Source organism: Nocardia sp. NPDC050378, assembly GCF_040655675.1.
GTDB classification, from domain to species: Bacteria; Actinomycetota; Actinomycetes; order Mycobacteriales; family Mycobacteriaceae; genus Nocardia; species Nocardia coubleae.
On record NZ_JBFAKI010000001.1, the window covers coordinates 324,399 to 337,241 of the forward strand.

Consider the following 12,843-nt stretch of genomic DNA (forward strand, 5'->3'; position numbering starts at 1 on the left):
CCACGCTCTGGTGGCGGCATCGGCCGGCAGGCTCGCGTGGTGGTCGAATGTCGGGGATTTGATTCGTCGCTGGACGGGTGGATGACTCGTATGCTCGGCTCATGAACTTCTCCGCGATGGTGGCCCGTGAGTCGGATAGTGGGATCGTGCTCGGTCGGGAGGAGGTAGGGGACGACTTCCTCGGCACCGGCGATGTGACGATCAAGATCCACTACTCGAGTGCGAACTACAAAGACCTGTTGGCGATCACGCCGCGCGGTGGGGTCGTCCGCAACTACCCGATCGTCCCCGGCATCGACCTCACCGGCGAGGTGACCGCCTCGGAGTCCGAGGACTTCGCCGTCGGTGACCAGGTGATCGCGCACGGCTACGACCTGGGCGTCTCCCGCAACGGCGGATTCGCCGAATACACCAGGGTGCCGGCCGAATGGGTGGTGAAACTCGACGGCCTCGACACCCGCGACGCCGCGACCATCGGCACCGCGGGCTTCACCGCCGCGATGAGCGTGCAGGCCCTGCTCGACCACGGCCTCACCCCCGACGACGGCGCGGTGCTCGTCACCGGCGCCACCGGTGGCGTCGGCACGGTCGCCATCGACATCCTGTCCGGCCTCGGCTTCGAGGTGATCGCCTCCACCGGCAAAACCGACGCGGGCGACCTGCTCGCCGAACTCGGCGCCAACGAGGTGATCGGTCGGCTCCCCCTCGACCCCGAGGCCAAGCCGCGCCCGCTGAACAAGGCGAACTGGGCGGCCGCGGTCGACAGCGTCGGCGGCAAGTCACTCGCGTTCGTCCTGAGTTCTATCGGCTATGGCGGCGCGGTCGCGGCCAGTGGTCTCACCGGCGGCTCCGACCTGCCTGCCACGGTGCTGCCGTTCATCCTGCGTGGGGTGAGTCTGCTGGGTATCGACTCGGTGTTCCTGCCTATCGAGAAGCGGCGGGCTCTTTGGGCTGCGCTCGGTAAAGAGCTTCGGCCTCAGCATCTTTCATCGCTGGAGTCGTTCGCTCCGATCACCGAAGTGGGTAATGTCCTGCAGTCGATCAAGGACGGCAACCACTCCGGGCGCACGGTGATCGGGGTCGCAGGCGAGTTCTGAGATCGGGGGCGGCGGTCTAGTTGGGGCGCGGCACTGCCTCGGTGTTTTGTGCACCACGGAGGTGTTGGGCTGTGTTTTTGGAGCGCTGGCGCGCTCGAGCGCGGCCCCTGGAGGGCCGCGCGAACAGCGCTCGAGACTCGCGCTTCGCGCATGCGCTTCGAGCGCTGTTCGCGCGGCCGGGCCGCTACGCCGCTGCGCGGCGGACCCTCCTCGAGGTCGGGTCGTGCGGGGTTGGGAATGCGGTCATGGCGGACTCGAGTGGTGCCGTGTGACTGGTAGTGCGGTAGGTGGTGGACGGACACGAGTGGTGCCGTGTAACGGGAGTGCGGAAGGTGGCGGGTTTGGGCCTTCCGGGCGGGTCAGGCGATGGCCGGTGCTATCGGGTCGTCGGCGAATTGGGTTCTGTACAGCTCGGCGTAGCGGCCGTCGGCGTTGAGGAGGTCGGCGTGGGTGCCGCGTTCGATGATGCGGCCGTCTTCCAGGACGAGGATCTGGTCGGCGGCGCGGATCGTCGAGAGGCGGTGGGCGATCACCAGGGCGGTGCGGCCGGTGAGGGCCTCGGTGAGGGCCTCCTGGACGGCGGCTTCGGAGGTGGAGTCCAGGGAGGCGGTCGCCTCGTCGAGGATCACCACGCGCGGCTGCTTGAGCAGCAGGCGGGCGATGGTGAGGCGTTGGCGTTCGCCGCCGGAGAGGCGGTAGCCGCGTTCGCCGACGACGGTGTCGAGGCCGTCGGTGAGCGAATCGACCAGATCGCCGAGGCGGGCGCGGTGCAGCGCGTCCCAGAGCTCGTCTTCGGTGGCTTCGGGGCGGGCCAGCAGCAGGTTGGCGCGGATGGTGTCGTGGAACAGGTGCCCGTCCTGGGTGACCAGGCCGACGGCGCGCTGGATCGATTCGGTGGTGAGCTCACGCACGTCGGTTCCGTTGAGCCGGACCGCGCCGGAGTCGACGTCGTAGAGTCGCGAAACGAGTTGGGCGATGGTCGATTTGCCCGCACCGGAGGAGCCGACGAGCGCGACCAGCTGGCCGGGTTCGGCGCGCAGCGACACATCGTGGAGCACCTCCACCCCGCCGCGCGTGTCGAGCGTGGCGACGTCCTCGAGCGAGGCGAGCGACACCTTGTCGGCCGACGGGTACCCGAAGTGCACGCCGTCCAGTTCCACCGAGACCGGGCCCTCGGGCACCGCGACGGCACCGGGCGCGTCCTCGATCAGCGGCTTCAGATCCAGCACCTCGAACACCCGCTCGAAGCTCACCAGCGCCGACATGATCTCGAGCCGGGCACTCGCCAGCGCGGTGAGCGGGGTGTAGAGCCTGGTCAGCAGCAGCGACAGCGCGACGACCGACCCCGCGTCGAGGCTGCCTGCCAGCGCGTACCAACCGCCGAGACCGTAGACCAGGGCAAGGGCCAGCGCCGACACCAGCGTGAGCGAGGTGACGAACGTGGTCTGCAGCATCGCCGTGCGCACCCCGATATCACGCACCCGGGTGGCCCGGACGGCGAATTCCGCCGATTCCTGCTGCGGCCTGCCGAACAGCTTCACCAGGGTGGCGCCGGGCGCGGAGAACCGTTCGGTCATCTGGGTGCTCATGGCCGCGTTGAGCTGGGCCGCCTCGCGCTGCATCTCCGCGAGACGATTACCCGCGCGCCGGGCCGGGATGACGAACACGGGGAGCAGCACGAGTGCCAGCAACGTGATCTGCCAGGAGATGCTGAGCATCACCGCGAGGGTGAGCAGCAGCGTCACCAGATTGGTGATCACGCCGGACAGGGTGTCGCTGAACGCGCGCTGCGCCCCGATCACATCGGAGTTCAGCCGGCTCACCAGCGCACCGGTCCTGGTCCGGGTGAAGAACGCCACCGGCATCTTCTGCACGTGGTCGAACACGGCGGTCCGCAGATCGAGGATCAGCCCTTCACCGATCCGCGCCGACAACCACCGGATCATCAACCCGAGGCCCGCGTCGACGATCGCCAACCCCGCGATGGCGAGCGCCAGAATCACCACCGTGCGCGGTGCCGACCCGTTGACGATGTCGTTGACCACCTTGCCCGCCAGCACCGGCGTCGCGACACCGAGCACGGCGGCAACCACGCTGAGCAGCAAGAACGCCGAAATCCGGCGCCGGTGCGCCTGCGCGAACCGCAGGATCCGGCGCGCGGTGGCCATACTGAACGGCCGCTCCTCCTCCGGCGCGTTCATCCGCCGATACATCTGGCTGTAGGCCACGGACTCGATACTCATGTGTGCTCTCCCTCGGCTCCCCGCCCAGTCAACTCCTGCCCACCGACAGTAGAACCTCAAGTTAGGTTGAGAGCAAGCCGCAATCCGGGCCTACCACCTGGACCGGGAATTAGGCTGGACGAGTGACGAGACGCGTGGATGCGGAGCGGGCTGCCGATGCTTTGCGAGCGCGGGTCGGCTGTGTGGTCGATGTGTCCTCGCGCAGACTGGCCGAGTACTCCTCCGACGCCTCCAACTATCGCGTCCGGCCAACCATGGTCGTTTTCCCGCGCGGCGACGACGATGTGGTGGCGACGCTCGCATTCGCGCGTGAGAACGGCCTGTCCGTTACCCCGCGTGGGGCGGGCACTTCCGTCGCCGGAAACGCGATCGGCCCCGGGATCGTCGTCGACTTCAGCCGCCATATGAATGCCGTCCGTGCGGTCGACGCGGAGTCCGCGACCGTTCGGGTTCAACCGGGTCTCGTCCTCTCCGACCTCCAAGCCCATCTGCGCCCGCACGGCCTGCGTTTCGGCCCTGACCCCTCCACCCAGGACCGGTGCACGCTCGGCGGCATGATCGGCAACAACGCGTGCGGCCCGCACGCCCTGGCCTGGGGCCGAACCTCCGACACGGTCCGTGAATTGCGGATTCTCGACGGAACTGCCACCGAGCGTCGATTCGGCACCGGCCCTTCCGCCCCCGCGCGGTCGCGCGCCGACGGCCGACTGCCCGACGGCGGCCACCGAACATCCTTTCCATCAGAGCTTTCCGCGATACCCGGCCTGGCCGAATTCACCCGCGACAACCTCGCGGTGCTGCGGACAGAACTCGGCCGGTTCGACAGGCAAGCGTCGGGATACAGCCTGGAACACCTCTTGCCGGAACGAGGTTCGTCGATAGCGAAGGCTTTCGTGGGCTCAGAAGGAACGTGCGGCGTGCTGCTCGAGGCCGAAGTCGAGCTTGCTCCCCTGCCGGACGCGACCGTCCTCACCGTTCTCGGCTACCCCGATATCGCCTCGGCCGCAGACGATATCGCGGCCGTCATGCAGTGCGCACCGATCGCGGTGGAGGGGATCGATGCCGGTCTGGTCGACGTCGTGCGCACCCACCGCGGCACGGTCCCCGACCTCCCACGCGGCCGCGGCTGGCTGTTCGTCGAAACCGCCGGCGCCACACCCGCCGAAGCGCTGGCGGTAGCTCGGCAGCTCGTGAGGGAGGCTCACGCCGACGACCACCGCATAGTCACGGATGCCGCTGAGACGAAAGCACTCTGGCGAATCCGGGCCGACGGTGCGGGCCTCGCCGGCCGCTCACCCGACGGAAAGCCGGCCTGGCCTGGTTGGGAGGACGCCGCAGTCCCGCCGGAGAATCTCGGCCACTATCTGCGCGAATTCACCTCGCTCACCGAAGAATACGACGTAACCGGGCTCCTCTACGGCCACCTGGGCGACGGCTGCATCCACGTCCGCCTCGACTTCCCCATCGCCGACGCCCCACAGCGCTTCCGCTCGTTCCTCTTCGACGCGGCGCATCTGGTTGTGCGCCACGGAGGTTCACTGTCCGGTGAACACGGTGACGGTCGCGCCCGGTCAGAACTGCTCGAGGTCATGTACTCGCCGGCCGCACGCACGGCCTTCGCCGGCTTCAAATCCCTGTTCGACCCGGACGGCATCCTGAACCCGGGCGTGCTGGTCGCCCCGCGCCCCGTCGACACCGACCTGCGCGTAGCCGGTCTGAGCCCGGTCCGGGCCCATGGCTTCGCCCTCCACGACGACGGCGGTGATCTGTCCACAGCTGTGCACAGATGTGTAGGAATCGGCAAGTGCCGAGCCGACACCGGTGCATCAGGCGGCTTCATGTGCCCGTCGTACCTGGCGACCGGCGACGAAAAAGACACCACACGTGGCCGCGCGCGGGTCCTCCAAGAAGTGGTCCGTGGGGAACTGGACTGGCGCGCGAAGGAAGTCGAGGAATCCCTCGACCTGTGCCTGTCGTGCAAGGCCTGCTCCTCGGATTGCCCGGCAGGCGTCGACATGGCCACCTACAAATCCGAGACCCTCTACCGCCGCTACCGCCGCCGCCCCCGCCCGGTGGATCACTATGTGCTCGGCCAACTCCCCCGCTGGCTGGCCCTGGCCCAACGTGCCCCACGCCTGGTCAATACCCTCGCCGCCGCGACCTTCCTGCGTCGAATCGGAATGCGCCTGTCTGGCATAGACCCTCGCCGCGAGATGCCGACGCTGGCGCCGAAGTCGTTCCGACGAATGTGGTCGGCGCTGGGCGGAAACCAGCGCACCGAGCCACTATCGAGTGCGTACTTCCCCTTCGCGCAGCTCGGGATCGGCCGGGATCCTGGCACTCAGCCGGGTAACCGCGGCACCGTCCTGCTTTGGATCGACACCTTCACCGACACCTTCGACCCCGAAAACGCCCTCGCCGCGACAGAACTCCTCGGACGACTCGGCTACCGGGTCGTCATCCCCGACGCCCGGGTCTGCTGCGGCCTCACCTGGATCAGCACCGGCCAGCTGGACGGCGCCCGCACCCGCCTGCGCGCCACCGTCGACGCGCTCGCCGCCCACGTGGCCGAGGGCGGCAAGGTGGTCGGGCTGGAACCGTCCTGCACCGCCACCCTGCGCGCCGACCTCCCGGAACTGCTTCCCGACGACCCACGCGCCGCCCGGGTGGCCGCATCCGTCCGCACGCTCGCCGAATTCCTCCTCGAGCACCCAGACTGGCGACCACCGGTCCGCGCGGACACGGTCGTCGTCCAGCCGCACTGCCACCAGCACGCCGTCGGCGGCTTCACCGCCGAACGAACCATCCTCGCGGCGATGGGCGTGACAGTCCGGGAACTGGCCGGTTGCTGCGGGCTCGCCGGAAACTTCGGCATGCAGCACGGCCACTACGACATCTCCGTAGCGGTCGCGAACAACGCTCTGCTCCCGGCGCTGGAAACGCTGGCACCGGACGCGATCTTCCTGGCCGACGGCTTCTCCTGCCGTACCCAGGCCGCCCAGCTGGCCCGCAGACCCGGCCTACATCTGGCCAGGTACCTGCTGGAACGGTGACCGGGCTCAGCTGCCGAAGGGGAGGGTGCCCGGTGGGATCTGATACCCGGAGCTGCCTGCGAAGACATTGCCCCATGCGGCCAGCAGCCAGTTGAGCGCGTCCGTGATCATCCGTTGCCTCCTGTGACGAGGGGATGCCGACTGTTTGCCGACGAGGGTTTCATCGTCGCGCGTGTGGTCGGTATTACGAAATGGCGTCGTCGGGGGACAAGAGCGCACAATGGGTCGGTGCGTGACCAGACCCTGAACCCGGACCTGGCCGGGCTGTCGCGGACGGTCCGGTCGAGCAGGCCCTTCGACGTCGGGCTCACGGTGGCGCCCCTGCGTCGGGGAATGGGCGATCCCTGCCATCGCACCGACCCGGACGGCTCGCACTGGCACGCCTCGCGCCTGCCGAGCGGCCCGGTCACCTACCGGCTCACCCAGGACGGCCGTGACGGCGTGCACGCACGCGCTTGGGGTCCCGGTGCGGAGGAGTTCCTCAGCGGCCTGGACCGCATGCTGTGCCTCGAGGAGAACGTCGAGGATTTCGCCCCCGAGCATCCCAAGCTGGTCGAGGCGCACCGCCGCGTCCCCGGTCTGCGGATGCTGCGCACCGGCCTGGTGCTCGAATCGTTGATCCCGGCGATTCTCGAGCAGAAGGTGCACACCAAGTCCTCGTTCGCGGCGTACCGCACGCTGGTGCGCGAGTTCGGCACCAAGGCCCCCGGACCGGGCGACCTGATGATCGCGCCGGACGCCGACACCTGGCGGCGGATACCGTCGTGGAAATTCCATCGCGCCAATGTGGGCCCCCAGCGCGCGCAGACGATCGTGCGTGCCGCCCGCGTGGCCGACGCCATCGAACGCACCGCCTGCCTCGACCCACGGGAAGCGGCGACCCGGCTGCGCAGCATCCCTGGCATCGGCGTGTGGACCGTCGCCGAGACCGCACAGCGCGCGTTCGGTGACGCCGACGCCCTCTCCGTCGGCGACTACCACCTGGCCGCCACCGTCGGCTGGAGCCTGCTCGGGCGCCCCATCGACGACGACGCCATGGTCGCCTACCTGGAACCTCTTCGCCCACACCGGTATCGGGCCGTGCGTCTGCTCATGCTCAGCGGCCAGGCCCGCAAACCGAAATTCGGCCCGCGTACACCCGTCACCGATCACCGCGACCGCTGATCGATCGGCCCCAATCCACTGCACGGAACCCAAGGGAGAGTGCAGGATTCCCCACAGCGCGAATCGAAGGAGCACGGCTGTGGCCACTGCATCTAACCGAACTCCGGCGGCGTCTACGCTGCCGCGCCGTCAACTCGGCCGCCATCTGCGTGAATGGCGGACCAAGGCGGGCCTGACCATCGCCGAGGCGGCCAAACGCATGGAATGGGGCGCGAGCACCCTGCAACGCCTGGAAAAGGGCCACGCCGACCGCATCCGCACCATCGACATCAACGAACTCTGCCGTATCTACGGCGTCCCGCGCGAGGTCACCGACGGCCTGGCCGGCCTGGCCCAGCAGGCCGCCGTCAAGAGCTGGTGGCACGCGTACGGCGACCTCATTCCCGAGAACTTCGACATCTACATCGGATTGGAGGCCTCCGCCCGCAGCCTGCGCACCTATCAATCCGAGCTAGTCCCCGGCCTGCTGCAGACCGCGGACTATGTGCGCACACTGAATCAGCTTGCCTGCCCGAAGGATTCACCCGCCGAACTCGAACGGCGGGTGTCGCTGCGCATGCAACGCCAGACCCTGATCGGGCGCGAACACGAACCGGCCGAACTCGATGTCGTTGTGCACGAGTCGGTCTTGCATCGCGTCGTCGGTAATGCCAAGGTGATGGCTGCGCAGTTGCGCCATCTTGCCGATTTCGGTACCCGGGGCAATGTCGCACTGCGTATTCTGCCGTTTGCCGCCGGTGTTCCACTCGGAGTCTCCACCGGGCCTTTCACGGTTCTCGAGTTCGGCACCGATGGCAGCGGTAAACCGGTCGAACCACCGGTGGTGTACGCCGAAGGCTTCACCGGCGACCTCTACCTGGAACGACGCACGGATGTCACACGGTACGACCGGGCTCACGAGTGCCTCCGGCGCCATGCGCTGGATTGTCAACCGAGTAGAGACCTGCTCCGGCGGGTCGCGAAGGAGTATGTGGCATGAGTTTCGATCTCGTCGACGCACACTGGTTCAAGAGCACCCGCAGCAGCGCGAACAAGGATTGCGTGGAAGTTGCCTTTCTGTTCGGCGGTCACGTCGGCGTGCGTGACAGCAAGAATCCGGCCGGGCCCGCGCTGGTCTTCGACGGACCGAGCTGGGACGCGTTCACCCGCAGCATCGACGCCGGGGTACTGGCGTGAACACCAAACGCGATATCGATCTCACCGGGGCTACCTGGCAGCGCGCCGGTGACGGTGACGACGCGAACGTCGAGGTGGCAATGCTCGACGAGGGCAACGTAGCCCTGCGTGACGGCAAGAATCCCGACGGCCCGGTGCTCGTCTTCACTCCGAGCGAATGGGCGGCGTTCACAGCGGGCGTGCACGACGGTGAGTTCGACCGCCCGTAACGTTTACCGAATGCCCACGGTGGGTAATCCTTGGCCATGGACCGAGGGTTGAAGAAAACTGCACCCCGGTACCGGAGGCTGGCGCCTGAGGACGGGGTGGAACGCCTGATCGTGATCCTGCTTTTCGCGGTATCGGCGATCGGAATCTACACACTCACCGGCTCGTTGCTCGCGGCGCTGTTCATCGGATTACTGGTCGGATCGGTAGCGGTAGGGACCGTGGCTGTCTTGTAGCGGACAGCCACGGCCTCACCGCCGGAACAATTTATTGCCGAGCCAGACAATCGGATCGTATTTACGGTCGACCACCCGTTCCTTGAGCGGAATCAGCGCATTGTCGGTGATCTTGATGTGCTCCGGGCACACCTCGGTGCAGCATTTGGTGATATTGCAATAGCCCAGGCCCGCGTCCTCCTGGGCGAGTTCGCGCCGATCGGCGGTGTCGAGCGGATGCATCTCCAGCTCCGCGATACGCATCAGGTAGCGCGGCCCGGCGAATTCCTGCTTGTTCTCCTCGTGGTCGCGCACCACGTGACAGGTGTTCTGGCACAGGAAACACTCGATGCACTTGCGGAACTCCTGCGAGCGTTCCACATCGACCTGCTTCATCCGGTACTCGCCGGGTGCCAGCGCCGGTGGCGCGAAAGACGGTATCTCCCTGGCCTTCTCGTAGTTGAACGACACATCGGTGACGAGATCCTTGACCACCGGGAAGGTGCGCATCGGGGTGACCGTGATGACCTCGTCGGGAGCGAACGTCGACATGCGGGTCATGCACAGCAGCCGTGGCCGCCCGTTCACCTCCGCCGAACACGAACCGCACTTGCCCGCTTTGCAATTCCAGCGCACCGCCAGATCGGGAGTCTGGGTGGCCTGCAGGCGGTGGATGATGTCGAGCACCACCTCGCCCTCGTTCACCGCGACGGTGTAGTCCTGCAGGTCGCCGCCGTCGATGTCACCGCGCCAGACCCGGAAACGAGCGTCGTATCCCATGGTCACGCCTTTCCTTCGGCCGCCGGGTGGGCCGCCAATTCTTGCTCGGTGTAGTACTTTTCGAGCTCGGAGAATTCGAACAGGGCCAGCAGGTCCTCGCGCATGGGAGTCTGTTCCTTGCGGGTGACGGTGACGCCGGGAACCAGTCCGTCCGAGCGCGCCGGGTCGAGGGCGCAGACCAGCAGTGAATTGCGCCAGGTCGGATCCATGCCCGGGTGGTCGTCGCGGGTGTGTCCACCTCGGCTCTCGGTGCGCAACAGCGCCGCCTGGGCAACGCATTCGCTCACCAGCAGCATGTTGGCCAGGTCGAGCGCCAGGTGCCAGCCGGGGTTGAAGTGCCGGTTGCCCACCACGGTGACCCGCGCGTACCGGGCGCGCAGGTCGGCCAGTTTGTCGATGGCCTCGCGCACCTCGTGTTCCTTGCGGATGATGCCGACGAGGTCGTTCATCGTCTCCTGCAGCTCGGCGTGCAGAGTGTAGGGGTTCTCGCCTGCGCCGTCCGTCGGCGGATCGAACGGTGCGAGAGCGGTTCTCGCCGCCGACTCGATATCGGCGTCGGTGGGTGCGGGGCGCTCGGTCAGTCCGCCGACGTAAGCCGCGGCGCCGAGGCCGGCCCTTCTGCCGAACACCAGCAGGTCCGACAGGGAATTCCCGCCCAGCCGATTGGAACCGTGCATGCCACCGGAACACTCACCGGCAGCGAACAACCCGGGCACCACGGCCGCACCGGTATCGGGATCGACCTCGATGCCACCCATCACGTAGTGACAGGTCGGTCCTACTTCCATCGGTTCGGCGGTGATGTCCACATCGGCCAGTTCCTTGAACTGGTGATGCATCGACGGCAACCGCCGCACGATCTCCTCGGCGGGCATCCGGGACGCGATATCCAGGTACACCCCACCGTGTTCGGTACCGCGACCCGCCTTCACCTCCTCGTTGATCGCGCGTGCCACTTCGTCGCGAGGGAGCAGGTCGGGAGTGCGGCGCGCGGAGTCGTTGTCGCGCAACCACTGATCGGCCTCGTCCTCGGTCTCGGCGTACTGGCCCTTGAACACCGGCGGGATGTAATCGAACATGAACCGCTTGCCTTCGGAGTTCTTCAGCACACCACCGTCGCCACGCACACCCTCGGTGACGAGGATCCCCTTCACACTCGGCGGCCACACCATGCCCGTCGGGTGGAACTGCAGGAACTCCATGTTGATCAGGGTGGCGCCTGCGCGCAGCGCGAGGGCATGCCCGTCGCCGGTGTACTCCCAGGAGTTCGAGGTGACTTTGTAGGACTTACCGATACCGCCGGTGGCCAGCACCACCGCGGGTGCCCGGAACAGTACGAATTGCCCCGACTCACGGTAGTAGCCGAACGCACCGGCGATCTTTCCGTCCTCGGTGAGCAGCTCGGTGACCGTGCACTCGGCGAAGACCTTGATCCGTGCCTCGTAGTCGCCGGTCGCCGCGTAGTCCTCCTGCTGCAGCGACACGATCTTCTGCTGCATGGTCCGGATCAGTTCCAGCCCCGTCCGGTCACCCACATGCGCCAGCCGCGGGTAGGTGTGGCCGCCGAAGTTGCGCTGGGAGATGCGTCCGTCGGGCGTCCGATCGAACAGCGCCCCATAGGTTTCCAGCTCCCACACCCGGTCGGCTGCCTCGCGGGCGTGCAGCTCGGCCATCCGCCAGTTGTTGAGGAACTTGCCGCCGCGCATCGTGTCCTTGAAGTGGGTCTGCCAGTTGTCCTTCTCGTTGGCATTGCCCATCGAGGCCGCGCACCCGCCCTCGGCCATCACGGTGTGCGCCTTGCCGAACAGCGACTTGCACACCACCGCCACCGAAAAGCCTTGCTCGCGTGCCTCGATCACGGCTCGCAGACCCGCGCCGCCCGCCCCGATCACCACGACGTCGTAGTTGTGCCGTTCCACCTCTGGCATCGAAATGAAGCTCCTCGCGTTGTCGCGGTTCAGTTCACGAACCGCAGATCCGAAATGGTCTGGCTTGCCACCAACATCACGTAGAAGTCGGTGAGGACGAGGGTGCCGAGCGTGGTCCAGGCCAGCGCCATGTGGCGGGTGTTGAGTTTGGATACCTGAGTCCAGAACCAGTACCGCACCGGGTGAGCCGAGAAATGCTTGAGCCTGCCGCCCGCGATATGCCTGCACGAATGGCATGACAGCGTGTACGCCCACAGCAGGACGACGTTCACCAGCAACACCACATTGCCCAGGCCGAAGCCGAAACCGCCGCCGCTGCCGTGGAACGCCGACAGGGCGTCGTAGGTGTTGATCAGGGAAACGACCAGCGCCACATAGAAGAAGTAGCGGTGCGCGTTCTGGATGATGAGCGGCAACCGCGTCTCGCCGCTGTAGCGCGCGTGCGGTTCGGCCACCGCGCACGCCGGCGGCGACATCCACATCGACCGGTAGTAGGCCTTGCGGTAGTAGTAGCAGGTGAGCCGGAACCCGAGCAGGAACGGCAGCACCACGAACCCGAGCGGAATCCACATCGGCAGCTCGGGAAACGGCGTACCGAAATGGCTCGAACCCGGCACACACGAATCGCTGAGGCAGGGGGAGTAGAACGGCGTCAGGTAGTGGTACTCCGGCACCCAATAGGCCGTGCGCACAAACGATCTGACCGTCGCGTAGGCGACGAAGGCGGTCAGGCCGAGGGTGGTGAGCAGCGGCGGCAGCCACCAGCGGTCGGTGCGCAACGTGCGCGCGGCGATACGTGCCCTTGTTCGGCTGAAGACGCCGGTCCCCGGGGCGGGGGTGGTGGTCGGTGCGGCACTCACGGTCGATGCCTCGCTGCTCTGCAGGTGTGCGGCGGCAATCATTCCCCACCGCTGTGGACTGTGATGTGGAGCACCATACGCCTGTGTTCCGACCGCTCGAGTCGGGTCGCACGCACTCCC

Annotated in this window: 11 protein-coding genes; 7 read left to right on the plus strand and 4 right to left on the minus strand. The window is 67.2% G+C overall.

The annotated features are described in order from the left end of the window. Positions 1–101: 101 nt before the first annotated feature. Complete coding sequence (locus AB0I35_RS01495) at positions 102–1,097, plus strand: acryloyl-CoA reductase (protein WP_357393359.1); 996 nt, start codon at positions 102–104, stop codon at positions 1,095–1,097. 359 nt (positions 1,098–1,456) lie between these two features. Here the strand turns inward: AB0I35_RS01495 and AB0I35_RS01500 are convergent, their stop codons facing one another. Continuing rightward, positions 1,457–3,340, minus strand: coding sequence for an ABC transporter ATP-binding protein (locus AB0I35_RS01500; protein ID WP_357393361.1), 1,884 nt, complete (start codon positions 3,338–3,340; stop codon positions 1,457–1,459). Positions 3,341–3,462: 122 nt separating this feature from the next. Between AB0I35_RS01500 and AB0I35_RS01505 the strand changes: the two genes are divergently transcribed. From AB0I35_RS01505 to AB0I35_RS01530, 6 genes are all read left to right on the plus strand, one after another. Beyond that, a complete protein-coding gene (locus tag AB0I35_RS01505; RefSeq protein ID WP_357393363.1) occupies positions 3,463–6,393 on the plus strand; it encodes an FAD-binding and (Fe-S)-binding domain-containing protein in 2,931 nt (976 codons plus the stop codon). Positions 6,394–6,621: 228 nt separating this feature from the next. Further along, complete coding sequence (locus AB0I35_RS01510; RefSeq protein ID WP_357393365.1) at positions 6,622–7,557, plus strand: DNA-3-methyladenine glycosylase 2 family protein; 936 nt, start codon at positions 6,622–6,624, stop codon at positions 7,555–7,557. A 79-nt stretch (positions 7,558–7,636) separates the two neighbouring features. Next, on the plus strand, positions 7,637–8,536 hold the full coding sequence (locus AB0I35_RS01515; RefSeq protein WP_181698578.1) for a helix-turn-helix transcriptional regulator: 900 nt from the start codon (positions 7,637–7,639) through the stop codon (positions 8,534–8,536). Then, on the plus strand, positions 8,533–8,733 hold the full coding sequence (locus AB0I35_RS01520; RefSeq protein ID WP_357393367.1) for a DUF397 domain-containing protein: 201 nt from the start codon (positions 8,533–8,535) through the stop codon (positions 8,731–8,733). Before AB0I35_RS01515 ends, AB0I35_RS01520 begins: the two co-directional genes overlap by 4 nt. After that, complete coding sequence (locus tag AB0I35_RS01525; RefSeq protein ID WP_357393369.1) at positions 8,730–8,942, plus strand: DUF397 domain-containing protein; 213 nt, start codon at positions 8,730–8,732, stop codon at positions 8,940–8,942. Before AB0I35_RS01520 ends, AB0I35_RS01525 begins: the two co-directional genes overlap by 4 nt. Before the next feature lie 96 nt (positions 8,943–9,038). Next, the gene (locus AB0I35_RS01530) at positions 9,039–9,176 is read left to right on the plus strand and encodes a hypothetical protein (protein WP_243749793.1); all 138 of its coding nucleotides are present in this window, start codon (positions 9,039–9,041) and stop codon (positions 9,174–9,176) included. Positions 9,177–9,191: 15 nt separating this feature from the next. On the opposite strand, the gene AB0I35_RS01535 is transcribed toward AB0I35_RS01530, so the two are convergent. From AB0I35_RS01535 to AB0I35_RS01545, 3 genes are read right to left on the minus strand one after another with little or no spacing between them, the layout of a single operon-like run. Next, on the minus strand, positions 9,192–9,935 hold the full coding sequence (locus AB0I35_RS01535) for a succinate dehydrogenase/fumarate reductase iron-sulfur subunit (RefSeq protein ID WP_357393371.1): 744 nt from the start codon (positions 9,933–9,935) through the stop codon (positions 9,192–9,194). Positions 9,936–9,937: 2 nt separating this feature from the next. Next, on the minus strand, positions 9,938–11,863 hold the full coding sequence (locus AB0I35_RS01540) for a fumarate reductase/succinate dehydrogenase flavoprotein subunit (protein ID WP_357393373.1): 1,926 nt from the start codon (positions 11,861–11,863) through the stop codon (positions 9,938–9,940). Between the two features lie 29 nt (positions 11,864–11,892). Then, entirely contained in the window at positions 11,893–12,723 is an 831-nt protein-coding gene (locus AB0I35_RS01545) for a hypothetical protein (protein ID WP_357394129.1), read from the minus strand. Positions 12,724–12,843: the final 120 nt, after the last annotated feature.

Coding starts and splice junctions, on each gene's coding strand:
- AB0I35_RS01540 (WP_357393373.1), bottom strand. CDS start 11,863: ATGCCAGAGGTGGAACGGCACAACTACGACGTCGTGGTGATCGGGGCG.
- AB0I35_RS01495 (WP_357393359.1), top strand. CDS start 102: ATGAACTTCTCCGCGATGGTGGCCCGTGAGTCGGATAGTGGGATCGTG.
- AB0I35_RS01520 (WP_357393367.1), top strand. CDS start 8,533: ATGAGTTTCGATCTCGTCGACGCACACTGGTTCAAGAGCACCCGCAGC.
- AB0I35_RS01535 (WP_357393371.1), bottom strand. CDS start 9,935: ATGGGATACGACGCTCGTTTCCGGGTCTGGCGCGGTGACATCGACGGC.
- AB0I35_RS01500 (WP_357393361.1), bottom strand. CDS start 3,340: ATGAGTATCGAGTCCGTGGCCTACAGCCAGATGTATCGGCGGATGAAC.